This is a genomic window from Pseudomonas sp. RIT-PI-a, assembly GCF_001187875.1.
GTDB classification, from domain to species: domain Bacteria; phylum Pseudomonadota; class Gammaproteobacteria; order Pseudomonadales; family Pseudomonadaceae; genus Aquipseudomonas; species Aquipseudomonas coleopterorum.
Genome location: NZ_LGIR01000019.1, coordinates 168,131 through 192,858, shown reverse-complemented (window position 1 = coordinate 192,858; position 24,728 = coordinate 168,131). Strand labels below are relative to the sequence as shown.

Sequence of the window (24,728 nt, the reverse complement as noted above, 5' to 3'; positions counted from 1 at the left end):
CTACAGAAGCCCGGTTGTGCTGAACAACACGCTTCAAGCGGTTTGACCGACGCCGGGTTCATCCAGTTACACCGCATGCACCGCCGACGCGGCTCGCGCCGCCGCTACAGAAGCCCCACAATTGCCGCCCCGCGGCACCCACCCCCCGTAGCAGCGGCGCGAGCCGCGTCCGGGTGCACCGCAACAGCCGGGAACGAACACGATCAACGACACACGCTCCAGCGTCCCATATCAAGGTGAAAATGGTTGCGGTGGGCGGCGTTGTAATCGGGACCCAAAACGGTATTGAAATGCTTGCAGGCCCCGTCGCGCACCTCACGCAGGAAGCGCGCGTTGGCGCTGTCGCCGGGCCAGTCCTTGAGGACGTTTATGCGCCGGCCATCGGCCAGGCGAAAACCGGCGATGTCCAGCGCGTTGGCGCTGGCGTGCTGGCTCAGGCGTCCTTCGCTGCGACCGTAGACATTGCGGCAGGCGAAGCTGCCCAGATGATCCCCCTGGGTCCCCGCCGGGCCGAACGCGGCTTGCGCAGCCGGCTGCAGGGCCTGACGCTCGAACATCGCGAACGCCACGGCGACCGGACAGGTCGCCAGGAAGCTGCTGCTCAACCTGACCTCGCTGCCCTGCACGCGCAGCACATTCACCAACGGACACTTGGCATCGGCCGGACTGTCGGCCTGCTGGCTGTAGCGCACGGTAGACGTGGCCAGGGCCTGCACACAAAGCTGGGGATCACTCTGCAACCGGCTGAGCTTGTAGCGCGTCAGAAAATTCACTGGCTCGGCGATATCCAGCGGCGCCCACGGATTCCACCGGTCGGGCACTTCTATCCAGCCTCGCCATACGGCAACCGGGGCTGCGGCCAGTAGCAACAGAATGATCAGCAATCTCGACACATCGGCCTCGGTTCGGCATGGCTGAAAGAAACCACTGCAGTACCGGATCAGAGCAGGCCGAGCTGCGCCGTCTGGGGCTCCGGAGGCAGTTCCCTTAAGGCCGGCAGCCCCGGCAAACGTTCCATCAGGCGCTCGTGGAAACGCCGGGCCAGGGCTGGGGCGAACAGATTGTCGGCCGTGTGCAGAAAGATGTAGGGGGTGCGCCCCTCCTCGATCCAGCCGGCGATCTTCTCGACCCAGGGCGTCAGGAACGGCTCGTTGGCCTGCACCTGCGGATGACCGATGAAGCGTACCTGCGGGCTGTTGCTGAAAGCCGTCGGACGTGGCGGCACACGGGGCTTCTTGGATTGGGCATGAAGCACGGCGGGTGCGTCCGAGGTGCAGCTGAACAAGGCCCTGGGGTCCAGGCAGATACGCTCGACATTGCGCTCGCGCAGCAGGTTGTTGAGCAGACGCTCCTCGTCGCCACGGGCGAAAAATGCGCCGTGGCGCACTTCCACGGCAATCGGCCGTTGCAGAATGTCGATGAAGCCCATCAGCTCCGGCAGTCGCCAAGGCGCGAATGAAGCCGGCAATTGCAACCACAGCGGCGCCACTCGTTCACCCAATGGATCGAGCAAGCGGCAGAAGTCCTCGGCGGCGCCCAACTGCTCGCGCAGGTCACCGTCGTGGCTGATGTCGCGGGGTAGTTTTGCGGTGAAGCGGAAGTCCGACGGCATGCTCGCGGCCCAGCGTTCAACGGTACTGGGCGCAGGGCGTGCGTAGAAGGTGGTGTTGCCCTCCACGGCATTGAACAGTTGGGCGTACAGGGAGAGGAAATCGGGCGGACGCGCATCGTGCGGGTAGAAATCACCGCGCCAGGCGTTTTCACTCCACGAAGGACAACCGATGAAATAAGGCAGGCTGGACACAGTCAGATATGCACGTCCAGGCCCAGCACCTCGTTATCCCACTCGACGAAGCCCTGAGTGCTCAGGTACATGCCCAAGGCGTCAGCGGCGCGGCGGCTCATCGAACGAGGGAAGATCATGTCCTGCTGGCGTGCAGGAACACTGGCGCCCCGAGCGCGGGAGCGCTGGGGGGTGGGTTGCGCAGGGACTTCGAATTCGCCCTCGATATCGTCAACGGCATCCTGCACCCGCGCTTTATCCGCAAGCGGCTTGCGCTTGATCGGGTAAGGCTGGGAGGAAACACCATCGATACGCATCAGGTTCACTCGATCGTCGAAAGAAGCCGGCGCCGGTCAGGCTGCGACTCAGGTGATCACTAGACCACAAATTGCGACAAAGTTTTATCTCAATGGCAGATTCTGCCGATGAAATGCGCACTACAGGCGTGAACGCCGACGAAGCGTACTACAAAAGCGACTTTTTCGGAGTGGCGACGTTGTCGCGCAGGTAAACCGGCTGTGCGCCATCGACGGGCAGTCCTTCGCCGCGCGCCCAGGCGAAGCGGGCCAGCTCCAGCAGGTCCTGGGCATGGGGCAGCAAGTCGGCGTCGCGCCCCACAGTGGCTACGGCGATCCGCTCGGCATAGGTCCAGCCGGTGCCCGCACCGAACCACTCTCCCGTGGCCTGGGCCGGTAGCTGGGCCCGCTCGGGCGCAAACACCCCTTCCTCGCCCTGCAGGCGCATTTCCCCAGCGTGCTCCTGATAGCAACCCCAGTACACCTCGTCCATGCGTGCATCGATGGCAGCCGCAACCTGACTCACACCGTGCTCGCGCCAGGCACGTTGAGCCAGCAAGGCCAGGTTGGACACCGGCAGGACCGGCCGATCCAGGCCGAACGCCAGGCCCTGCACCACCCCTACCGCAATGCGTACACCGGTGAACGCGCCCGGCCCGCGGCCAAACGCGATCGCATCGACCGCCGTCAGCGCCACGCCTGCCTCGGCCAGGAGGGTCTTGATCATGGGCAGCAGCTTCTGCGCGTGCAGGCGCGGGATCACTTCATAGTGGCTCGACACCTTGCCGTCATGCAGCAAGGCGACGGAGCAGGCTTCAGTGGCAGTGTCCAGGGCCAGCAGGGTGGTCATCGAAAGGGTCCAGGCAATGTGTGTGGGAAGGAAGCGATTATAGACAACTACGGCCCGCAAGCGGGCCGTTCATGGCAAGGCAGTGGCCGACACAAGAGGTGTCGACGCCTTTCAGCTCAGTGCAGCAAGCACCTTGGCGGTGATGTCGTTCACCGAGCCCACGCCTTCGACGTGGCTGCACTTGGGCTTGCCCTGCGCGGCCGACAGCTCGCGGTAGAAGGCCACCAACGGCTTGGTCTGCGAGTGGTAGACCGAGAGGCGATGGCGCACGGTTTCTTCGGTGTCGTCCTTGCGCTGCACCAGCGCGTCACCGGTCACGTCATCCTTGCCCTCTTCGCGCGGCGGATTGTAGACGGTGTGGTAGACGCGGCCCGAAGCTTCGTGGACACGCCGACCCGCGATACGCTGGACGATCTCTTCGTCATCGACGGCGATCTCGAGCACGTGATCGAGCTCCACGCCGTTGGTGACCAGGGCTTCGGCCTGGGGAATGGTGCGCGGGAAACCATCGAACAGGAAGCCGTTGGCGCAGTCGGGCTGGGCAATGCGCTCCTTCACCAGGGCAATGATCAGGTCGTCGGACACCAGGCCGCCGCTGTCCATGACGCTCTTGGCCATGACGCCCAATTCGGTACCGGCCTTGACGGCAGCGCGAAGCATGTCGCCAGTGGAAATTTGCGGGATACCGAATTTTTCGGTGATGAATTTTGCCTGAGTACCTTTACCGGCCCCGGGAGCTCCCAGCAGAATCACGCGCATCGATGTGCTCCTCTCGATTTTTATAGATAGTCGTCAGATCTGCTTCTACCGCGCTGACGGCAGAAGCCCTTCCCAAAAAAATGATGGCCGCAGAACGGCCAAAGGCTGATCAAGATACACAGCGTGCACGGGGCACACAAGCCACCGAAAGTCGCAGGCACCCGCCCCCGCAGAGGCTGCCTGGCAGGGGTTGCACCGGGTGCCACCGCCAATCGGTTGCACCCTGGGTCACAGCTGCCCAGGCACGGGGGTCGTACCCGCCGACCGCCAGGCTCAGCCGGTATTGCGCAACCCGGCGGCGATACCGGCCACGGTCACCAGCAACGCCTGTTCCAGAGGGCTGTCGAGCGCCGCTTCTCGCGTGCGCGAACGAGCCAGCAATTCGGCCTGCAGCAGGTGCAGCGGATCCAGATAGGTGTTGCGCAGACGGAAGAACTCCAGCGTCGTCGGGCTGTGGGCGAGCAGGTGCGTTTGGCCGGTCAGTGTCAGTACGGCCGCACAACACTGCGACAATAGGTCGCGCAGCTCGACCCCCAGTGGTTGCAGGTCAGGCTCGACCAGACGCAGGTCATACAACGCGGCAATTTCAGCATCGGCCTTGGCCAGCACCATTTCGAGCATGTCGATGCGCGTGCGGAAGAACGGCCACTGCGCGCGCATCGAAGCCAGTCGCTCGCCTTCACCCTGTTTCAGCGCTGCGCCTAAAGCCGCTTCCCATCCCAACCAGGCGGGCAGCATCAGCCGTGTCTGGGTCCAGCCGAAGATCCACGGGATGGCCCGCAGGCTCTCGATCCCGCCCTGCCGACGCTTGGCCGGCCGGCTGCCCAATGGCAGCCGACCCAGTTCCTGTTCGGGCGTGGCCTGGCGGAAGTACTCGACGAAGTGCGGATGCTCGCGCACCACCTGCCGGTACGCCTTGACGCCCTGCCCCGCCAGCTGGTCCATCACTGTGCGCCAGGCCGGCTCGGGCAAAGGCGGCGGCAGCAAGGTGGCTTCCAGCACCGCGGCTACATAGAGGTTGAGGTTCTGCTCGGCGATGTCCGGCAGGCCAAATTTGAAACGGATCATTTCACCCTGCTCGGTGGTGCGGAAGCGCCCGGCCACCGACCCCGGTGGCTGCGACAGGATGGCCGCATGGGCCGGGCCGCCGCCCCGGCCCACGGTGCCCCCGCGACCGTGGAACAGCAACAGCTCGACACCATGGGTCTGGCAGATATTCACCAGGGTTTCCTGCGCCCGATACTGCGCCCAGGCGGCCGCCGTGGTCCCGGCGTCCTTGGCCGAATCGGAGTAGCCGATCATCACTTCCTGCGGGCCTTGCAGACGGCTGCGGTAGTCCGGCAGCTGCAGCAGGCGTTCGAGCACCGGCCCGGCATTGTCGAGGTCGGCCAGGGTTTCGAACAGCGGCACCACGCGCATCGCCCGGCGCAGCCCGGACTCCTTGAGCAGAAGCTGCACCGCCAGCACGTCAGAAGCTGCGCCAGCCATGGAAATCACGTAGGAACCCAGCGATGCGGCCGGGGCTGCCGCGACTTCCCGGCACGTGGCCAGCACTTCGGCAGTGTCCTCGCTGGGTTCGAAACAGGTGGGCAGCAGCGGTCTGCGATTGACCAGCTCACGCACGAGGAATTCGATTCGCGCATCCTCGTCCCAGTCGTCATAGCGACCCAGCCCCAGGTACTCGGTGATTTCGCTCAAGGCACCGCGATGACGAGTCGAATCCTGACGCACATCGAGACGCACCAGAAACAGACCGAAGGTCACCGCGCGGCGCAGGCAATCGAGCAAGGGGCCATCGGCGATCACGCCCATGCCGCATTCATGCAGCGAGTCGAAACACAGCTGCAACGGTTCGATCAGCTCGCGGTTGTCCTGCAGCACCTGGTCGTCGGTCGGCTGAGTGTTCGGCAGCGATGCCTGGGCCCAGTGGCGCGTGGCACGCAGGCGCTCGCGCAGTTGCTTGAGCACTGCGCGGTAAGGCTCGCTGCTGTCGGGCGCCTGCGCCATGAGCGGCGCACTGGCGTGTTGCATGGACAGATCGGCAGCCAACTGGTCGACATCGCGCAGAAACAGATCGGCCGCCATCCAGCGCGCCAACAACAGCACTTCGCGAGTGACCTTGGCCGTGACATTGGGATTGCCATCGCGGTCGCCGCCCATCCACGAGGCGAAGCGGATCGGTGCAGCTCTCAAAGGCAGACGCTGCCCGGTGGCGGCCAGCAACGCGGCGTCGACCCTGCGCAGATGATTGGGCACCGCCTGCCAGAGCGAGTTTTCGATGACCGCGAAGCCCCACTTGGCCTCATCCACCGGGGTCGGTCGGGTGCGGCGGATTTCCTCTGTATGCCAGGCCTCGGCGATCAACCGTTGCAGTCGCTCGCGCACCGCCTTGCGCTCGACAGTGGTCAGGTCGCGGTGGTCGTGCAAGGCCAGCTGTGCGGCGATCGCGTCGTATTTCTGGATCAGGGTACGACGCGCGACTTCGGTTGGATGTGCGGTCAACACCAGTTCGATATCCAGCGCCGCCAATTGCCGCGCCAGTGCTTCGGGACGATGACCGGCGGCCGTGAGCCTTCCCAGCAGCTCACTTAGTGCCAGGTTTTCGAAGGGCTCGGGCTGGCCTTCGTCGCGGCGACGGATGAGTTGGTATTGTTCGCAGATGTTGGCGAGGTTGAGGAACTGGTTGAACGCGCGGGCCACGGGCAGCAGTTCTTCCTCGCCGAGGTCGTCCAGGCTGGACCTCAGTTCAGCACTGACCGCATCACCGGTCGGATCGCGTCGACGGTCCGCCTTGGCGCCACGACGAATGCGCTCGATCTTTTCCAGGAAGGCATCGCCATACTGCTCGCGAATGGTATTGCCCAGCAATTCACCGAGCAGGTGCACGTCTTCGCGCAGGCGCAGATCGATATCGGACATCGGCATTCTCCGTGGCTTGGAAACGGTTTGCCCGTCCAGCCAGCCCGGCGCGGCGTGTGATTGGATCGCCTGGGTTACTGAACAAGCACGGGAAAAATGGCTCTACAACTCATCTATGCAAACGATCTGGGCCATAGCCTCTGTGCCACAGCATCTTTGCTATAGATAGAGAGTGCCCCAGCCAAGCCAACGCTGACAAGCGTGGTCAAACGGGGCTCGAACAACCTGCGCGAGAGGTGTTTATGAAGATTCACGAGCTGGCCGAGCATTGGGAACAGAACGCCAAGGGTCGCCTGACCGACACCGGTATCAACATTCACCTGGACATGGAGTCGGCGGCGCGCTTGGCCGCCCTGACCCAGATGTACCCCAAGCACCATGCTCAGGAACTGCTCGGCGAGTTGATCGGGGCCGCTCTCGAAGAACTCGAAGGCAGCTTTCCCTACGTCAAGGGACCCAAGGTCATCGCCACTGACGAAGAAGGCGACCCTATGTATGAAGACGTCGGCCCGACGCCGCGTTTCCTGGCGCTGTCACGTGAACACCTGCAGCGTTTGAAAAGCGCTGCGGATGACAGCGGAAATTGACCCTGGACCAGCGAGTTTCGGAAAACTCCTACGCGCAGGGCCGACCCAGTCAAATGGCCTGAAAAAAAACCTGTGACTTCGGATAAAATTCTTACAAATCAATAGGATAGTACTCAGAGGCGATTGTAGACTCGGGCAAAAAAGAGCCAGGACATGGCCACCGATCTGTCCGCCGTTCGCCGCGGCAGCAGGCCCGAGTCGGCGTGCCGCGCACAGTGGACGAAGCATTCAATCGCTGTTCAATGGAGCACTATCGCGTGAACACATCCCGCGTACGGTCGTCTTTCGGCCTTCTGAAAACGGCCCTTCTGGGCCTTGCCACCGGTGTCGTCCTGACCGGCTGTGCTGGCATCGCGCCGGTCGAGCAATATGCCGTCAGCCAGTCGGCGGTCAATGCTGCGGTCAGCGCCGGCGGTACCGAGTTCGCAGCCGTCGAAATGAAGTCCGCCCAGGACAAACTCAAGAGCGCCGAACTGGCCTTGCACGGCAAACACTACGAGCAGGCACGTCGCTTGGCCGAGCAGGCCGAATGGGACGCCCGGGTTGCCGAGCGCAAGGCTCAGGCCGCCAAGGCCCGCCGCGCTGTTGAAGACGCCCGCCAAGGTGTCCAGGACCTGCGCGAGGAAGGCTTGCGCGCTGCTTCCTGAGCCAAACCTCGCGTTCTTCTTTCAAGATTCAGGAAATTACCGTGAACAATAAATTCAAATTCCCCGCGCTGTCGGCGCTGGTCGTGCTGCTGGCTGCCTGTTCCAAAGCCCCTAACCCGCAACTGGTGCAGGCCCAGGCGAGTTTTGCCGACCTGCAAGGCAATCCCAAGTCGGTCCAGCTGGCTGCCCTGGAAACCAAGGACGCCGCACAGTGGCTGGAACGTGCCGAAAAAGCGGCGCGGGCGAAAGAGGCCGATGATCAGGTGGATCACCTGGCTTATCTGGCCCGTCAGCGTATCGAGTTGGCCCGGCAGACCATCGAACTGCGTACGGCCGAACAGGCGATCCAAGGTGTCGCCGCGTTGCGAGCCCAGGCCCGCCTGGAAGCGCGCGATGCGCAGATCAAAAAGCTTCAGGAGAGCCTCAACGCCAAACAACCCGCAGCCCAAGCGATGGCCGTGCAACAGACCGAGCGCGGCAGCCTCGTCACCTTCGGCGATGTACTGTTCGAAACCGGCCAGGCCGAACTGCGCCCTGGCGCCTACGACAACATCGCCCGTCTGGCGCAATTTCTGCGCGACAACCCGGACCGCAAGGTGATCGTCGAAGGACACACCGACAGTACCGGCTCCGCGTCCTTCAACCAGACCCTCTCGCACCGCCGCGCCAATGCGGTCCTGGTGCAATTGGTGCGCGCCGGCGTGAGCCCCGAGCGCATCGTCGCGCAAGGCCTGGGCATGTCCTATCCGGTAGCCAGTAACGGCGACGCTTCGGGTCGTGCCCAGAACCGTCGGGTCGAAGTGACCATTTCCAATGACAACCAGCCGGTCAGGTCGCGCGCGTCGATGCGTTGATTTCCGAACCCTGGGAAAAAAAAACCAGAAAAAACCCGGCCAGCGCGCCGGGTTTTTGCGCTTATTTGCGCTTAATCGTTTCAACCTACCGCTGGGAGGTTGCGGCCTTAAGTAACCATGGAGGCTGTCGATACTTTTACATGCCCTTCCCTTCTCGAGGCCTGTGCCATGTTCTTCTTCAAACGCCTGAAAAACGAAATGGCCGCCCTGCGTGAGGAGGTGGCGATCGTGCGACAGATCCGCCAAGGCCTGGACGAGGAAACCATCCACCTCAGGCTCGACCCCCAGGGATGCATTCTGGGGGTAAACGCCAACTTCGAGGCCGTGCTTCAGTATCGCAACGACGAGCTGGTGGGCAAACCTCTGGAAAGCCTGGTCGCCGAGCATGTGCAGAAGGACAAGCACCACGCACGCGTGCGTACCGCCATACGCCAGGGGGAACACTTCTGCGGGGCCTGGCGGTTGTTGCGCAAGGACGGCGGCGAGACCTGGCTGCGGGTCATCATGCACCCGGTACACGCCACCGATGGCCGGCTGGTCAAGTTCTCGTGCTATGCCAGCGACCTGACCAACACCATCGAAACCTCTCGGGCCCACGAGAACTTCATCCAAGCGCTGTTGCGCTCCACCGCGGTCATCGAGTTCGACCTCGACGGCCATGTGCTGACCGCCAACGACCTGTTTCTGCAGGCGATGGGCTACGGCCTGGAGCAGATCAAGGGCAAGCATCACCGCATGTTCTGCAGCGGCGAAATCGCCAATTCGCGGGATTATCAAGCGTTCTGGGAGCGCCTGCGCCGCGGCGAGTTCGTTGCCGAGCGCTTCGAGCGTGTGGACAGCCGCGGTCGTACGGTGTGGCTCGAGGCTTCCTACAACCCGGTGCGCGATGGCAACGCCAATGTCTACAAGGTCGTGAAGGTCGCGACCGTCATCACCGAGATGGTGGAACGCGAGATCGCCATCGCCGAAGCCGCGACGGTGGCGTACGACACGTCGGTGCGCACCGATGAAACCGCCCTGCGCGGGGCCGAGGTCGTGCGAGACACGGTCAAGGTGATGACGGACCTCGCCCATCACATGCAAAGTGCGGCCGAAGGCATCGAGGCGCTGGACGAGCAGAGCCAGGTGATTTCCAACATCATCAAGACCATCAGCGGTATCGCCGCACAAACCAATCTGCTGGCGCTGAACGCCGCCATCGAGGCCGCACGCGCGGGTGAACAGGGCCGCGGTTTTGCTGTGGTAGCCGATGAGGTTCGCCAACTGGCTTCACGTACGACCCAAGCCACCGCCGAGATCGAGGGCGTCGTCAGGCAGAACCAGAAGCTTGCCACCGACGCGGTGGAAACCATCGGCGCCGGCAGGCACAAAGCCGAATCCGGCCTGCAACTGGCCAATCAGGCAGGTACCGTCATCACCGAGATTCAGGACGGCGCGAAGCGCGTGGTAGGTGCGGTGGCCAGCTTTACAACGCAGCTGGCCACCGAGTCCTAGGGTCTGTGTGTCACCAGTCGCTACCTGATGCGCCTTCTCAGCTCGCCGACCGGCGCATCTGCGTGACAAACCAGCGGCGTCAGAAAAAACTCGCCCATTCGGACAAATTTCTGAACTATTCAAAATTGCCTTGTGTCCCAACGTTTAACCATTACAGCCAGCGGCGTGTGCTAGTCGCCGGGCTTTACCCAGGCGCGTGAAACGTTCGACTGTCATGGATTTTGATGTTTTTCAGGAGCTATCCAATGGAGTTGAAAGCCATGAATACCCGTACTGCCAAAACCTCGTCCAACCCTCTGCGCGGGCTGAAACTGGCTGCCCTCGCCCTGGGCACTACCTTCATCCTGGCTGGCTGCGCCGGCAAGCCTCCAACCGAGCAGTACGCCGTGACTCAATCGGCCGTGAACAGCGCCGTGAGCGCTGGCGGTACCGAATACGCCGCTGTGGAAATGAAAGCTGCGCAGGACAAGTTCAAGCAGGCTGAAATCGCCATGCACGACAAGAACTACGAGAAAGCCAAGGTCCTCGCCGAACAGGCCGAGTGGGACGCACGTCTGGCCGAGCGCAAGGCGCAGGCTGGCAAAGCGGCCAAGGCCGTACAAGACGCCAAGCAGGGTGTACAGGACCTGCGTGAAGAAGGCATGCGCAGCGCTCAGTAAGCTGCCCATCGCGACTTGAACTCGAATAAAGGATGAAGACTATGCGTAAACAATTGATGGTTCCTGCCCTGTTGGCTCTCAGCGTTGGCCTGGCAGCTTGCTCCACCCCGCCGAACCCTAACCTGGAACAGGCGCGGACGAACTTCTCTTCCTTGCAGACCAACCCCAAGTCGGTACAGTTGGCTGCTCTGGAAACCAAAGACGCTTCGGAATGGCTGGACAAGGCTGATAAGGCCTACCGCGACGACGCCGACCGCGCCAAAGTCGACCAACTGGCCTACCTGACCAACCAGCGCGTTGAAGTGGCCAAGCAGACCATCGCTCTGCGCAGCGCCGAGGAAACCCTCAAAGGTGCTGCTGCCCAGCGCGCTCAGGCTCGCCTGGATGCCCGCGACGCTCAGATCAAGAAGCTTCAGGACAGCCTGAACGCCAAGCAGACTGACCGCGGTACCCTGGTGACCTTCGGTGATGTATTGTTCGACCTTAACAAGGCTGAGCTGAAGTCGTCCGCGTTCCCCAACATTGCCAAGCTGGCCCAGTTCCTTCAGGAAAACGCCGATCGCAAGGTCATCGTCGAAGGCTACACCGACAGCACCGGTTCGGCTGCCTACAACCAGAGCCTGTCCGAGCGCCGCGCCAACTCCGTGATGGCCGCCCTGGTCCGCGCCGGCGTCGAGCCTTCGCGCATCGTCGCTCAAGGCTATGGCAAGGAATACCCAGTTGCCGACAACACCAGCAACTCGGGCCGCGCCCAGAACCGTCGTGTGGAAGTGACCATTTCCAACGACAACCAGCCAGTGGCCCCGCGCTCGTCCATGCGTTGATCCACCCGCTGTAAATAAACGCCCCGGTGAGTGATCACCGGGGCGTTTTCATTTGTGCGCTGCGGTCACCGATTCGGCAGGCGTGGGATAGTTAGGTATCTCGCCGAGACGGCGAAGGCCGTTGAAATGCTGCGGGTCGTCCAGGTAGCGCAGCATGACCTGACGCCATGTGGGGTCGGCGAAGGTTTGCACATGGCCGCCGCGGGTCAGTTGCAACACCCTCGGCAATGGCGCCTTTCGGTACAATTGCAGCGCGTTGTCCAGAGGTACGATCGGATCGTCGATGCTCTGGAAGAGCAGCATGGGCGTACCTTTCAGTTGTTCGATGGAGGCGATGGCACTGTCGCCGTCAGGCACCCACCAGGACAATGGCACCTGCAATGGCCAGGTTACCCAGGAGGTGCTCAAGGCATAACGACCTACAGCCCGGTAGCTGGCCGGGACACCGTCGAGCACCAAGGCCTTGAGGCGCTCGCGCTGCTGCGGATGCTCGGCCAGGTAATGCACGGCCATCGCTCCACCCAGGCTTTGCCCAAGCAGCACCAACGGTTTGTCGCGCACCTGCGTACGCGCCTGCAGCCAGGCAAAGGCGCTGTCGATATCCTGATAGATCTGTGGCAGCCGCGGCGAGCCTTCGGACAATCCATAGCCGCGGTAGTCGAGCATCAGCACCTGATAACCCTGCTCGGGTAACCACCAACTGCCGCCCAGGTGCCAAGCCAGGTTGCCGCCGTTGCCATGCAAGTGCAGCACCGTGCCCTTGACCTCGACACCGGGCTTGGCCGGCAACCACCAGCCGTGCAGGCGCGTACCATCGGCGGCCGTCAGCGTAACGTCTTCGTAGGCCAGGCCCGCCTTGGCGGGCGTGAACGGCAGCCCGGGCTCCGGGTAGAACAGCAGCGAACTGCAGCCGGCCAGGCTGACCGCCACTGCCAGGGCCAGGGCAGTACGCCACCGTCGCTGCGGCGGCCGCTCAGAGGATGTTCGAGTAGTCGGCTTCAATTCGGTCCAGGCTCAGGTGGTTGAGGAAGTTCGAGAAGCACATCCAGGCGGACAGCGCGTTCATGTCGCGAAACTGTTCGGGCAGGTATTTGGGCGGCGTCACCAGCCCTTCGTCGACCAGCTGGCGCAACGTGCGCATGTCTTCCAGGGTGGTCTTGCCGCAGAACAACAGCGGCACCTGTTCAAGCTTGCCTTTGCGCACGGCCAACTGGATGTAGTTGTAGACCATGATGAAGCCCTTGAGGTACGACAAATCCTTGGTGAACGGCAGACCGGTCGGGGTCGAGCCGCGGAACACCCGACTGGCATTGCCGTAGGCTTCAGGCATCTCGAAGCCTTCGTCGCGGAAGAAGTCGAACACCTGGAGGAAGTCGGCACCCTCCTCGACCATGTGGATCGCACGGGTGCGATTGGTCAACTTGCGCAAACGGCTGGGATAGGACGCGAAGGTGATCACTTCCATCAAGATGGCCAGGCCTTCCTGGGTGACCGTCGACGAGGGCGGCCCCTTGGAGAGGAAGGTGCAGATCGGCTGGTTCTGGCCGTTCAGCGTCGTGGCGACGTGGACCAGGCCTTCGTGGACTTCGAGGGCGCGCACGTCGCGCTCGTTGAACATCGCATCGCTGCGAATCTTGATGTAATCCGCGCCGGCCGCGGCGTCGGCAACGATGCCGTCGGACTCGAACACGCGAATGGTGCCCTCGGTTTCACCGAACACCCGGTTCAGGCGCCCCTGCAACAGGTTCACCGCATCCTTGGCCGTCAGGGTCTTGGCTTCGTCCTTGAGGTCTCCGCGTCCGGCGATGTTGTTCAAATAGTCCGAAAGCATCAGTCCCAGATCGGCCAAGGTCGGGTCGCCGGCATGGAAGGCATCGGAAGCGGCGCCGTACAGCTCCTGTGAGATCAGGCCGAAGTCCTCGGTGCCGCGCGCTTCGAGCATGCGCACGACCATGCGGTACTCCTTGCACATGCGGCGCATGATCTGCCCGACCGGATTGAACTGGCCGAGCTGGCGGGTGATATCGCGCTCGATGTTCTGGAATTCCAGTTTGACCGCGCTGGAGTCGAAGCCCAGGGCTCGGTTCTGGTAATAGTCGCGATCCACCGCCGGCATCTGCTTGCCACCTGCCTGCAGAAAGCCATGACGAATGGAGTCGTCCCACTTCACTGCATCGAGCACGCGAATCGGCGTCTGTGCCTGCACGATCCGGTCGGACAGCCCTCGAATCGTCTGCTGATACTCATCCACCGTACTGCTCCTCGTTCTGGCTAGGCCCACCAACCGCGGGCCTTTCACTGCGTGGGCTCAGCCCAGTACCCATTGCATGAAGCGGGTCAGGATGCCGAGCATTTCGCGGTCGGCGTCCGCTTGGGTACTGGCCAGCAGCCCCTGATATTCCATCCGCCCGATAATCGCCGTCAACACCTGCGCGTCCTGCACGGGATCGCGCGAGCCCAGTACTTCGAGCATTTGTCGACCGCCTTGCAGAAGAATGTCCTGGTGGGCCAGCACCAGCGAGGCCAGGCGCGGGTTGAGCAATGCCTCCTGGCGAAAGGCCTGCTCCGCGATCAGGTGATCGCGACGGGTCTGCAATTGGTGCATCACGTAATCGGCGGTCAGGCGAGCGATCTCGTCCGCCAATTGGGCGCGGGCTTCGGGGCTGCCGTCGCCGCGAGCGATCAGGGCGCGCAACATCTCTTCCGTGTTGCTCCACAGCTTGGCCATGAACACGGCGCTGCGCTCGACGTACTGGGCGAAGGCATCGTTGAGCAGGTCATCGATGTCCTTGAAGTAATAAGTGGTCGCCGACAGCGGCACCCCGGCTTCGGTGGCCACGGCGCGGTGGCGCACGCCCCGTACGCCATCGCGCACGACGATGCGCATGGCCGCGTCGAGAATCGCCTGGCGACGCAGCTCGCTGCCCTGGCGGCTGGCCTTGCGTCCTTGGTACTGGACGTTGCGGGCCAGCGTCGAGGCGACGCTGGCGGCTCCTTGTCTGGGTGTTGCTGGAATCACTGCTCGTATCCTTTGAGTAAGTGGGAGGTGCGGGCCCTGACGCGGCTCGCGCCGCTGCTACAGGGTACGTGAGAGCCCGTGGATTGTGACGCGGCTCGCGCCGCTGCTACAGAGATCGCGCAGGCCCGCGGATCCTTGAGCGCTTGCGTCGCTGCTACACGATATCGTAATCCCTTGGGACAACGGCAGGTTGTCGCGATCCCCTGTAGCAGCGGCGCAAGCCGCGTCGGGGGCGGCATTGACACACCGTATTGGCGCCCATAAAAAAGCCGCCCCATGGGGCGGCTGATCGACAACTGTCAGGCTTGCGGCCGCATGTGCGGAAACAGGATCACGTCGCGGATCGAGGGCGAGTTGGTCAGCAACATGACCAGGCGATCGATACCGATCCCTTCGCCGGCCGTTGGCGGCATGCCGTATTCCAGCGCGCGAACGAAGTCGGCATCGTAGTGCATGGCCTCGTCGTCGCCGGCATCCTTGTCCGCCACCTGGGCCATGAAGCGTGCGGCCTGATCTTCCGCATCGTTGAGCTCGGAGTAAGCGTTGGCGATCTCGCGGCCGCCGATGAACAGCTCGAAGCGGTCGGTGACGTTGGGATTGTCGTCGTTGCGGCGGGCCAGGGGCGACACTTCGAACGGGTACTGGGTAATGAAGTGCGGCTGCTCCAGCTTGTGCTCGACCAGCTCCTCGAAAATCATCACCTGCAACTTGCCCAGACCTTCGAAGCCCAGCACCTTGGCGCCGGCCTTCTTGGCGATGGCGCGCGCCTTGTCGATGTCGTTCAGATCATCGGCGGTCAACTCGGGGTTGTACTTGAGGATCGAATCGAAGACCGACAAGCGCACGAACGGCTCGCCGAAATGGAACACCTTGTCGCCGTAGGGCACATCGGTGCTACCCAGCACCAGCTGCGCCAACTCGCGGAACAGCTCTTCGGTGAGGTCCATGTTGTCTTCGTAGTCGGCGTACGCCTGGTAGAACTCGAGCATGGTGAACTCGGGGTTGTGCCGAGTCGAGACGCCTTCGTTACGGAAGTTGCGGTTGATCTCGAACACCTTTTCGAAGCCACCGACCACCAGACGCTTGAGGTACAGCTCAGGAGCGATGCGCAGGAACATTTCCATGTCCAGGGCGTTGTGGTGGGTTTCGAACGGCTTGGCCGCGGCGCCGCCGGGAATGGTCTGCAGCATCGGCGTCTCGACTTCGAGGAAGTCGCGCTTGGCCAGGAAGCTGCGGATATGGGCAATGACCTGAGAGCGCACGCGGAAGGTATCGCGCACGTCTTCGTTGACGATCAGGTCGACATAGCGCTGGCGGTAGCGCTGCTCGGTATCGGTCAGGCCGTGGTGCTTGTCGGGCAGCGGACGCAGCGACTTGGTCAGCAGGCGGACACTGGTCATTTCGACGTACAGATCGCCCTTGCCGGAACGGGCCAGGGTGCCTTCGGCGGCAATGATGTCGCCCATGTCCCAGGTCTTCACCTGAGCCAGGGTTTCTTCGGGCAGGGTCTTGCGGTTGACGTAGACCTGGATGCGTCCGGTCATGTCCTGGATCACCATGAACGAGCCACGGTTGAGCATGATGCGACCAGCGACCTTGACCGGAATCGCTGCCTCGGCGAGCTCTTCCTTGGTCTTGTCGACGTACTGTTTCTGCAAGTCGCCTGCATAGTTGTCGCGACGGAAGTCGTTGGGGAAGGCCTGGCCCTGGGCGCGCACGGCAGCAAGCTTTTCCTTGCGCAGGGCGATCAGGTTGTTTTCTTCCTGTTGCAGGTCTTGCGGGTCGAGTTGTTGGTCGCTCATGTCTTCAGATTTTCCATCACGGGTTCGTTGCTCCCGACTACGTCGCCGGGATCGCGGGCAGGCCAGCCATGGCAGGCCGATGCGGATGATGCATCGGCCTGCCCGGCGGTGTTACAGCCCTTGTTTCAAGCTGGCTTCGAGGTATTCGTCGATGTCGCCGTCAAGCACCTTGTCACAGTCGCTGCGTTCGATGTTGGTGCGCAGATCCTTGATCCGCGAGGCATCGAGCACATAGGAGCGAATCTGGTGACCCCAGCCGATGTCCGACTTGCTGTCTTCCATCGCCTGCGAGGCGGCGTTGCGCTTCTGCACTTCCTGTTCGTACAGGCGTGCACGCAACATCTTCATCGCCGTGTCCTTGTTGGCATGCTGCGAACGTTCGTTCTGGCAGCTGACCACGGTGTTGGTCGGCACGTGGGTGATACGCACCGCCGAATCGGTGGTGTTGACGTGCTGACCACCGGCACCGGAGGAACGGTAGGTGTCGATGCGCAGATCGGCCGGGTTGATGTCGATCTCGATGTTGTCATCGATTTCCGGCGAGACGAACACCGCCGAGAAAGAGGTATGGCGACGGTTGCCGGAGTCGAACGGGCTTTTGCGCACCAGGCGGTGCACGCCGATCTCGGTACGCAGCCAACCGAAGGCGTACTCGCCCTTGATGTGCAGGGTCGCACCCTTGATACCGGCGACTTCACCGGCCGACAGTTCCATGATGGTGGTGTCGAAGCCGCGCTTGTCGGCCCAGCGCAGGTACATGCGCAGCAGGATGTTGGCCCAGTCCTGGGCTTCGGTGCCGCCGGAGCCGGCCTGGATGTCCAGGTAGGCGTTGTTGGCGTCCATTTCACCGCTGAACATGCGACGGAATTCCAGCTTCTCGAGCTGGGCGCGCAGGCGCTCGACCTCGGCGGACACGTCGTCGACGGCGCCCTGGTCTTCTTCTTCGGCAGCCATTTGCAGCAGGTCTTTGGCGTCGCTCAGGCCGGCGTTCATTTCGTCGAGGGTGTCGACGATCTGCGCCAGCAGCGAACGCTCGCGACCCAGTTCCTGGGCGTAGGCAGGGTTGTTCCAGACAGCAGGATCTTCAAGCTCGCGATTGACTTCGGTCAGACGCTCATGCTTTTGATCGTAGTCAAAGATACCCCCGAATGGTTTCGGAGCGCTCGGACAGGTCCTTGATGCTGTTAAGGATCGGGTTGATTTCCATGGCGGGCAGCTCTCGTGCGTAACGTGTGAAAAGCCGGAGAGTATAACGCAGCCGGCCATGGACAGCAGCCCGTCGAGCTGGGGATGGGTGTTTTTTTTGGGTTGACCCGTCGGCCTATTCGCGGGCAGAGAGCTCGCGAAGAGGCCAACCGAAACCGACGCGCTACTCCTGCTCGCCCACCACCACCTGATTGCGCCCATTGTGCTTGGCGGTATACAGCCCTTTGTCCGCAGCCAGGATCAGTTCGCGGCAATGGCTGGACTGCTGCGGCGTCATGGTCGCCAGGCCGATGCTCACCGTCAGGCAGGCATCGGCCTGGGGCGCGATGTGCGGGATGTTCAGGGCGGCGATGGTCTGGCGCAGCTTCTCGGCGACCAGCCGGGCACCGCCAGGCGAGGTGCCCGGCAGCACCAGGGCGAATTCTTCGCCGCCGTAGCGCGCCGGCAAGTCGCTGGAGCGGTTGCTGGAGTGGCGGATGGCATCGGCCACGCGGCGCAGGGCTTCGTCGCCCGCCAGATGGCCGAAGTTGTCGTTGTAGGACTTGAAGTAGTCGACGTCGATCATCAGCAGCGACAGCTGGGTCTTGTCGCGCATCGCGCGACGCCATTCCAGCTCCAGGTACTCGTCGAAGTGACGGCGGTTCGACAGCGCGGTCAGGCCGTCGGAGTTCATCAGCCGCTGCAGGACCAGATTGGTGTCCAGCAACTGCTGCTGGCTCACGCGCAGTGCGCGGTAGGCCTCGTCGCGTTGCAGGAGCGTCAGGTACGACTTGGAGTGGTAGCGAATGCGCGCTACCAGCTCGATGGTGTCGGGCAGCTTGACCAGGTAATCATTGGCGCCTGCGGCAAAGGCGGCGCTCTTGATCAGAGGGTCCTCTTTAGTCGACAGGACGATGATCGGGATGTCCTGGGTCGCCGGATGATTGCGATAGTCGCGCACCAGCGACAGGCCATCCAGGCCCGGCATGATCAGGTCCTGAAGGATGACGGTCGGCTTGATTCGCATGGCCTGATTGATGGCCTGCTGCGGATCGGCACAAAAGTGAAAGTCGATATTGGCTTCGTCGCTGAGACTGCGACGGATGGCTTCACCAATCATGGCCTGGTCGTCCACCAGAAGTACCATCGACTTGTTGTTGTCGTTGGATCTGAAGGCTTCGATCTGTAGATCAATCATGGGTTGTCACCTGGATACTGCCTGCGCCGTGGCTCGAGTTCATCGTGAAAATACGTCCATCAGTCGGGGTGCGATCCGCTCGAGCGGACGAATTTCAACAGCTGCATCAATGGCCGCCGCCGCTTTCGGCATTCCATAGACGGCGCTACTGAGCTGGTCCTGGGCGATTGTCAGGTAACCGCGCTGACGCATCGACTTCAAGCCCTGCGCGCCGTCGCGGCCCATGCCGGTGAGCAACACGCCCACGGCGTCGCCGTTCCAGAATTGCGCCACACTACGGAAAAAAACATCTATGGAAGGCCGGTAGATCTCGTCCACCGGTTCTGCCGTGTAGGTTAAGGTACCATTTTTCAGCAGACGAATATGATGATTGGTGCCAGCAAGTAGCACAGTGCCAGCCTGAGGGGCCTCGCCGTCCCTTGCCAGGCGCACTGGCAGGCCCGAGGCACTGCTCAGCCATTCGGCCATTCCGGCGGCGAACACCTGGTCCACATGCTGAACCAGAACGATGGCCGCCGGGTAATCGCGGGGCAATCCCTTGAGCAGGATTTCCAGCGCGGCGGGGCCGCCGGCCGACGAGCCGATGGCCACCAGCTTCTGTCGCATCCCGCTCGCGCGCGGCAGCGGCAACTCGCTGCGCACCGCCGGGCTGCGCTGCCCTACCAGCCAGCCGATGTTGAAGATCTTGCGCAACAGTGGCGCAGCAGCCTCGCGAGCGTCGCCCACCCCCAGGGTTGGGGTATCGACCACATCCAGGGCACCGTGACCCATGGCCTCGAAGACACGGTGAACGTTCTGCTGGCGGTCCACCGTGACGATGACGATGGCGCACGGGGTGTTGGCCATGATCTGCCGGGTGGCTTCCACGCCGTCCATCACGGGCATGATCAGATCCATCAGGATCAGGTCCGGGGTCACGGTCTGGCAGCGCTCGACCGCTTCGCGACCGTTGCTGGCCACCCACACCACCTCGTGGGACGGCTCCAGCGCGATCGCCCGGCGCAACGCTTCCACGGCCATGGGCATGTCATTGACGATGGCAATCCTCATCCCCGCGCTCCTCCAATCAACTCAACCACCGCATCGAGCAAGGCATCATCGTGGAAACTGGCCTTGGCCAGGTAATAATCGGCACCGGCGTCGAGGCCGCGGCGACGGTCCTCTTCGCGGTCCTTGTAGGAAACCACCATGACCGGCAACGACTGCAGGCGGCTGTCGCGGCGCAGCAGGGTCACCAGTTCGATGCCGTCCATGCGCGGCATGTCGATGTCGGTGATCAGCAGGTCGAAGTCTTCGCTGCGCAAGGCATTCCAGCCATCCATGCCGTCGACGGCCACAGCCACATCGTAGCCGCGATGGCTGAGCAGCTTGCGTTGCAGCTCGCGGACGGTCAGCGAGTCATCCACCACCAGCACCCGCTTGCGCGCCGCTTCGGCCTGCTGGCTGCGTTTGTCGATGCGCTCCAGGCGACCGGTATTGAGCAGTTTCTCCACCGAGCGGAACATGTCTTCGACATCGATGATCAGCACCACCGAACCGTCGTCGAGCAAGGCACCGGCGGAAATATCCTGGACCTTGCCCAGCCGCGCGTCCAACGGCAGCACGACCAGCGTGCGCTCGCCGATGAAGCGTTCCACCGCCACGCCGTAGATCGCCTCGCGGTCGCGGATCACCACGACCTTGACGGTCGCTTCGTTGCCCTGACTGGGCGGCCGCTGCAACAGCTGACTGGCGGCCACCAGTCCGACATGACGGTCCTGGAACCAGAAATGCTGGCGGCCTTCGAGCTGGATGATGTCCTCGGCCGGCAGGTCCATGGTGTGTTCGATGTGTGCCAGCGGAAACGCGTACGCCTCGCCGCCCACTTCCACCGCCAGACTGCGTACCACCGACAGCGTCAGCGGCACCTCGATGTGAAAACGGCTGCCCTGCCCCGGCACCTGAATAAGCTCGACCGAGCCGCGCAGCTGGCGAATCAGGTGCAACACCGCATCCAGCCCGACGCCTCGGCCCGAGACCTCGGTGACCGTGTCGCGCATGCTGAAACCAGGCAGGAACAGAAAGCTTAGCAGCTCCTCTTCACTGAGCTGCTCCACCGTATCGGCGGCCGACAAGCCGCGCTGGACAATGCTGCGGCGCAGCGCAGCCAGATCGACCCCACCGCCGTCGTCGCTCAGGTCCAGCACCAGCAAGCCTGCCTGATGGGAGGCGCGCAGCACCACCCGGCCTTCGGCAGGCTTGCCAGCCAGCAGGCGATGCTCGGGGGTTTCGATACCGTGATCAACGGCGTTGCGCAGCAGGTGGGTCAGCGGCGCTTCGAGTTTTTCCAGAACGTCACGGTCGACTTGGGTCTTCTCGCCTTCGATGTCCAGCCGCACCTGCTTGCCCAGCGAGCGACCCAGGTCGCGGACCATGCGTTCCTGACCACCCAGCATGTCGGCGAACGGGCGCATGCGACAGGCCAGCGCCGTGTCGTACAACAACTGCGCGCGCTGGCTGGCCTGCCAGCCGAAATCATCCAGTTCCGCAGTCTGCTGCAGCAGCATCTGCTGGGTCTGATCCAGCAGCGACTGGGCCTGCGCCAAGGCGTCGCGCACCTCGGCGCTCTGCCCTTCGAGCTGCAATTGTTCGGCAAGGCCGCCGAGCGCACGGATGCTCTGCGCCTGCATGCGCTTGAGACGCTGCATGGTCAGCAGATAGGGCTTGAGGCGTTGGGTTTCCACCAGCGACTTGCTCGACAGGTCCAGCAGGCTGTTCAAACGTTCCGCCGTGACCCGCAATACCCGCTCGCCGGTGTCACTGACCCGGCGTGCCCGGTTCGCCGGGAGTTCGGCCACGAAATCGTCCAAGGCGGGCGTTGCGTCCGCCAGTTCGGCGACGGGGGGCGCCTCGGGCGGGGTCTCCATGGGTAGCTCGGCCGGCGCAGGTGCAGCCGGTGGCACCGTGGGCGAGAGCTGCGCTGCGGCGGCGGCCAACGGATCCATCACCGCCGCCATCTGCGCCACGTAGGCATCGATATCGTGCGTGCCGGGCGCGCCGGCACCGGGCGTGCCGGGCGCGCCGGCACCGGGCGTGCCGATACGCATCAGCAAATCGGTGCCCAGCAGCAGCGCATCGATGTGCTCGGCCATCAGGTACACGCGCCTCTCCTGGGCCGCCACCAGGCAATCTTCCATAACGTGAGCCACGCGCACACCGGCGTCCAGGCCGACGATGCGCGCCGCGCCCTTGAGCGAATGGGCCGCGCGCATGCACGCTTCCAGTTGGTCGGCCTGGGTCGGGTTGCGCTCCAGGGCCAACAGCCCGGCATTGAGCACCTGGGTCTGGGCCTCGGCTTCCAGGCTGAACAGTTCCAGCAACGAGGCGTCGCGCATCTGCTCCGGGGTCATGTCAGGCTCCGGTTCATGGCCTGCAGCAGCGCCGTGTCGTCGAGCAGGCGCACGCTGCGCCCGCGAAATGGCAGAACGCCCTGAGTGAACCGTGCGCCCGCCTGGGTCGTGGCCGTGGAAGCTTGTTCGAGCTCGACCAGATCGATGCGATGGATACCGTCCACTTCCTCCACCGGCACCACCACCGAGCCGCCGTCTATGGCGATGATCAGCATACGCGGCATGACCCGCGCGGAGACGGCTGGGGTGGCGTGTTGGGTGTCGATGCCCAACAGCTCCTCCAACGCCAGACACGGCACCAGCGCGCCGCGTACGTTGGCAACGCCTCGCAACGCCCGCGAACGCTGGTGCGGCAGCGAATGCACGGCCTGCACCGGCGCCACTTCCACCAGGCAGCGGGTGGCCAGCGCCAGCCACTCATCGGCCAAGCGAAACAGAACCAGAGATTTGCTTTCGACCCTTCCCACCGCTTCGCTGTAATGCAGAGGCGCATGCTGGCGATCCAAAGCGTAGCGGTCCAGCAGACGGACCGCTGCCGAGGCGTACACCGCGCAGTTGCGGCAATGGATGTGCTCGGCCAGCAGTGGGCAGGATTTGTCGCCATGAATGCCGATGCGGTTCCAGCAGTCATCGATCTGCTGGGCGTCGATGTCGATGTCGATCAGGTCCGGGGCGGTCATCGTTTATGCTCCTGCGCCTGCGGCCGGTCACTGCGCGCGGCACGCTCCTGCAGGCGCCGCGCACCGGCGATGTCGCCTTGGGCAGTGAGAAGCATGGCCAGGTGAGCCAGCGCCTCGGCGTGCTGGGGATCGAGGTACAACGCCTTGCGATAGTAACCTTGGGCCTGCAACACCTGGCCGCCGACGTCACTGAGCAGGCCCAGCCAATAGAACACCTGAGGGTCGGGCCCATGGCTGCGCAGGTAGGTATCGCACGCCGCCTGGGCCTCGGTACTTTTACCTTCGTTGGCGAGTCTGGCGATCTGCGCAAGCAAGGCTGCGCCGTCGCTCGCCACCGTTTCGGCGGCGTTGGCCACCGGCAGCGCCAGCACCCGCGTTCGGGTACGCTGCGGCTGTCGGCCCGGTTCGGGCAGCAGCTTGATCGGCATCTGCAACCGCGTCGGCGCAGGAGCCAAGGGCGTGGGCACAGGCGCGACCTGACGATCGCGGACGAAGGCGAACGATTGTGCGATGCCGATCGGGCGCATGCCCAATCGCGCCAGCAGACTGCCCTCGGCCGGACCGATGAACAGTGCGCCGTCTTCGTGAGTCAGTTTCTTCAGCACTTCGAACACCTGCTGCTGGGTCGGCAGGTCGAAATAGATCAGCAGGTTGCGACAGAACACGAAGTCATAGGCGCGCTCGCCGCCGAGCAACAGCGGATCGAGAATGTTGCCCACCTGCAGGCGCACCTGCGCGCGAACTTGCGGTGCGAGCAGGTAACCCTCATCCGTCGGCGCAAAATGTCGATCGCGAAACGTCAGCGGCGCTCCGCGAAACGAATTGCGTCCATAGACTGCCCGTGTGGCCCGGCTCACGGAGAGTGGACTGATGTCCACACCGTCCACGCTGAACTGCTCCGGCGCCAGCCCGGCGTCGAGCAAGGCCATGGCGATCGAATAAGGCTCCTCGCCCGTCGAACAGGGCAGGCTGAGGATACGCAGCGGCACGCCGGGCCGTTCGGCGAGGCGCGCCTTGGCGACCTTGCACAGCGCGGCGAAGGATTCGGGGTAGCGCATGAACCAGGTTTCCGGAACGATGACCGCCTCGATCAACGCCTGCTGCTCTGCTGCCGAGCCCTGCAACAGCGTCCAGTAGGCATCCAGGTTCGGGGCATGCGCTGCCTGGCTGCGCTGCGCGACCGCGCGTTCGATCAACGCCGGACCTACCGACGCCACATCCAGACCGATGCGGTCACGCAGAAAACGCACGAAGCGCTGGTCGTCGCTCATCGCGCGCCCTCCTCCACGACCGAGGCCGCCAACTGCGGGGCAAAGAGCAGTTCGCGCACGGCCGGTTCGAGCAGATCCTGCACGCGCAACCATTGCAACAGACCCTGACTGTCTTCGCGCACTGGCCCCAGGTAGGGCGTGGCACGGTTATGCACACCACTGGGTTTGAAGTCGCGTGGATCGCAGCGCAGCGTTTCGCTGGCGAATTCGACGATCAGCCCCAGACGAGCCTGAGGACCGGCCTGGTCATTCGGGTAGTGCACCAGCACCAGACGCGTACTGGTACGGCGCACCGCCGCGACGCCGAAGCTCAACGCGCTGACGTCCAGCACCGGCACCACACGACCGCGATGGGCGAATACACCGGCCACCCACGCCGGCGCCTGCGGGACCGGCTTGAGCGGCAGCAACGGCAGAACCTCCGCCACTTCCAGCGCATCCAGCGCGAAGCGCTCCTGTGCGATGCGGAACAGCAGGAACAGCTTGTTACGCGCGGCGATCGGCATCGCGCC

General features: G+C 63.4%; 23 protein-coding genes and 1 pseudogene. 7 read left to right on the top strand and 17 right to left on the bottom strand.

The window, feature by feature from the left end; all coding sequences use genetic code 11:
- Positions 1-203 precede the first annotated feature (203 nt).
- From AC788_RS14605 to ppc, 6 genes are all read right to left on the bottom strand, one after another.
- Entirely contained in the window at positions 204-893 is a 690-nt protein-coding gene (locus AC788_RS14605; protein WP_049861306.1) for an extensin-like domain-containing protein, read from the bottom strand.
- 47 nt (positions 894-940) lie between these two features.
- A complete protein-coding gene (locus AC788_RS14600; protein WP_049861305.1) occupies positions 941-1,810 on the bottom strand; it encodes a DUF72 domain-containing protein in 870 nt (289 codons plus the stop codon).
- On the bottom strand, positions 1,807-2,100 hold the full coding sequence (locus AC788_RS14595; protein ID WP_049861304.1) for a hypothetical protein: 294 nt from the start codon (positions 2,098-2,100) through the stop codon (positions 1,807-1,809). The genes AC788_RS14600 and AC788_RS14595 overlap by 4 nt, the downstream gene beginning before the upstream one ends.
- Before the next feature lie 148 nt (positions 2,101-2,248).
- Positions 2,249-2,929 (bottom strand): tRNA (adenosine(37)-N6)-threonylcarbamoyltransferase complex dimerization subunit type 1 TsaB, encoded by a 681-nt coding sequence (gene tsaB, locus AC788_RS14590; RefSeq protein WP_049861303.1) that lies wholly within the window; start codon positions 2,927-2,929, stop codon positions 2,249-2,251.
- Between the two features lie 111 nt (positions 2,930-3,040).
- On the bottom strand, positions 3,041-3,688 hold the full coding sequence (gene adk, locus AC788_RS14585) for an adenylate kinase (protein WP_049861302.1): 648 nt from the start codon (positions 3,686-3,688) through the stop codon (positions 3,041-3,043).
- Positions 3,689-3,961: 273 nt separating this feature from the next.
- On the bottom strand, positions 3,962-6,607 hold the full coding sequence (ppc, locus tag AC788_RS14580) for a phosphoenolpyruvate carboxylase (protein ID WP_049861301.1): 2,646 nt from the start codon (positions 6,605-6,607) through the stop codon (positions 3,962-3,964).
- 242 nt (positions 6,608-6,849) lie between these two features.
- Here ppc and AC788_RS14575 point away from each other — a divergent pair, with 242 nt between their 5' ends.
- The 7 genes and pseudogenes from AC788_RS14575 (at position 6,850) to AC788_RS14550 (ending at position 11,672) form a co-directional block, all read left to right on the top strand.
- Complete coding sequence (locus AC788_RS14575) at positions 6,850-7,194, top strand: hypothetical protein (protein WP_049861300.1); 345 nt, start codon at positions 6,850-6,852, stop codon at positions 7,192-7,194.
- 242 nt (positions 7,195-7,436) lie between these two features.
- Complete coding sequence (locus AC788_RS14570) at positions 7,437-7,841, top strand: DUF4398 domain-containing protein (RefSeq protein ID WP_049861299.1); 405 nt, start codon at positions 7,437-7,439, stop codon at positions 7,839-7,841.
- A 41-nt stretch (positions 7,842-7,882) separates the two neighbouring features.
- On the top strand, positions 7,883-8,695 hold the full coding sequence (locus AC788_RS14565; RefSeq protein ID WP_049861298.1) for an OmpA family protein: 813 nt from the start codon (positions 7,883-7,885) through the stop codon (positions 8,693-8,695).
- A gap of 117 nt (positions 8,696-8,812) precedes the next feature.
- Positions 8,813-9,637 (top strand): annotated as a pseudogene (locus tag AC788_RS22240) (PAS domain-containing protein); the annotation flags it as partial.
- Positions 9,635-10,189, top strand: coding sequence for a methyl-accepting chemotaxis protein (locus AC788_RS22235; RefSeq protein WP_375143210.1), 555 nt, complete (start codon positions 9,635-9,637; stop codon positions 10,187-10,189). The pseudogene AC788_RS22240 and the gene AC788_RS22235, both read left to right, overlap by 3 nt.
- A gap of 245 nt (positions 10,190-10,434) precedes the next feature.
- A complete protein-coding gene (locus tag AC788_RS14555; RefSeq protein WP_049861296.1) occupies positions 10,435-10,848 on the top strand; it encodes a DUF4398 domain-containing protein in 414 nt (137 codons plus the stop codon).
- A 41-nt stretch (positions 10,849-10,889) separates the two neighbouring features.
- On the top strand, positions 10,890-11,672 hold the full coding sequence (locus tag AC788_RS14550) for an OmpA family protein (protein ID WP_049861295.1): 783 nt from the start codon (positions 10,890-10,892) through the stop codon (positions 11,670-11,672).
- A gap of 48 nt (positions 11,673-11,720) precedes the next feature.
- On the opposite strand, the gene AC788_RS14545 is transcribed toward AC788_RS14550, so the two are convergent.
- The 11 genes from AC788_RS14545 to AC788_RS14490 all read right to left on the bottom strand — a co-directional run bounded on the left by AC788_RS14545 (position 11,721) and on the right by AC788_RS14490 (position 24,722).
- Positions 11,721-12,674 (bottom strand): alpha/beta hydrolase, encoded by a 954-nt coding sequence (locus AC788_RS14545; protein WP_082223675.1) that lies wholly within the window; start codon positions 12,672-12,674, stop codon positions 11,721-11,723.
- Entirely contained in the window at positions 12,646-13,923 is a 1,278-nt protein-coding gene (locus AC788_RS14540; RefSeq protein WP_049861294.1) for a flavohemoglobin expression-modulating QEGLA motif protein, read from the bottom strand. Before AC788_RS14540 ends, AC788_RS14545 begins: the two co-directional genes overlap by 29 nt.
- A gap of 57 nt (positions 13,924-13,980) precedes the next feature.
- On the bottom strand, positions 13,981-14,691 hold the full coding sequence (locus tag AC788_RS14535) for a TetR/AcrR family transcriptional regulator (RefSeq protein ID WP_375143179.1): 711 nt from the start codon (positions 14,689-14,691) through the stop codon (positions 13,981-13,983).
- Between the two features lie 299 nt (positions 14,692-14,990).
- Positions 14,991-16,493 carry a lysine--tRNA ligase gene (lysS, locus tag AC788_RS14530; RefSeq protein ID WP_049861293.1) on the bottom strand — a complete coding sequence of 501 codons (1,503 nt, stop codon included), beginning with the start codon at positions 16,491-16,493 and terminating at the stop codon, positions 14,991-14,993.
- 111 nt (positions 16,494-16,604) lie between these two features.
- A protein-coding gene (gene prfB, locus AC788_RS14525) for a peptide chain release factor 2 (RefSeq protein ID WP_122742474.1) occupies positions 16,605-17,700 on the bottom strand; the annotation gives its coding sequence in 2 pieces (ribosomal slippage) (positions 16,605-17,627 and positions 17,629-17,700; 1,095 coding nt in all).
- Positions 17,701-17,862: 162 nt separating this feature from the next.
- Positions 17,863-18,876 carry a diguanylate cyclase gene (locus AC788_RS14515; protein WP_049861292.1) on the bottom strand — a complete coding sequence of 338 codons (1,014 nt, stop codon included), beginning with the start codon at positions 18,874-18,876 and terminating at the stop codon, positions 17,863-17,865.
- A gap of 39 nt (positions 18,877-18,915) precedes the next feature.
- Entirely contained in the window at positions 18,916-19,926 is a 1,011-nt protein-coding gene (locus AC788_RS14510; protein WP_049861291.1) for a chemotaxis response regulator protein-glutamate methylesterase, read from the bottom strand.
- Complete coding sequence (locus AC788_RS14505; RefSeq protein WP_049861290.1) at positions 19,923-22,265, bottom strand: hybrid sensor histidine kinase/response regulator; 2,343 nt, start codon at positions 22,263-22,265, stop codon at positions 19,923-19,925. Before AC788_RS14505 ends, AC788_RS14510 begins: the two co-directional genes overlap by 4 nt.
- Positions 22,262-22,945 (bottom strand): chemotaxis protein CheW, encoded by a 684-nt coding sequence (locus tag AC788_RS14500; protein ID WP_049861289.1) that lies wholly within the window; start codon positions 22,943-22,945, stop codon positions 22,262-22,264. The genes AC788_RS14505 and AC788_RS14500 overlap by 4 nt, the downstream gene beginning before the upstream one ends.
- Positions 22,942-24,216, bottom strand: a complete 1,275-nt coding sequence (locus tag AC788_RS14495; protein WP_049861288.1) for a CheR family methyltransferase — start codon at positions 24,214-24,216, stop codon at positions 22,942-22,944. Before AC788_RS14495 ends, AC788_RS14500 begins: the two co-directional genes overlap by 4 nt.
- Positions 24,213-24,722: a chemotaxis protein CheW gene (locus AC788_RS14490; protein ID WP_236690529.1), complete on the bottom strand. Its 510-nt coding sequence runs from the start codon at positions 24,720-24,722 to the stop codon at positions 24,213-24,215. Before AC788_RS14490 ends, AC788_RS14495 begins: the two co-directional genes overlap by 4 nt.
- Positions 24,723-24,728 lie beyond the last annotated feature (6 nt).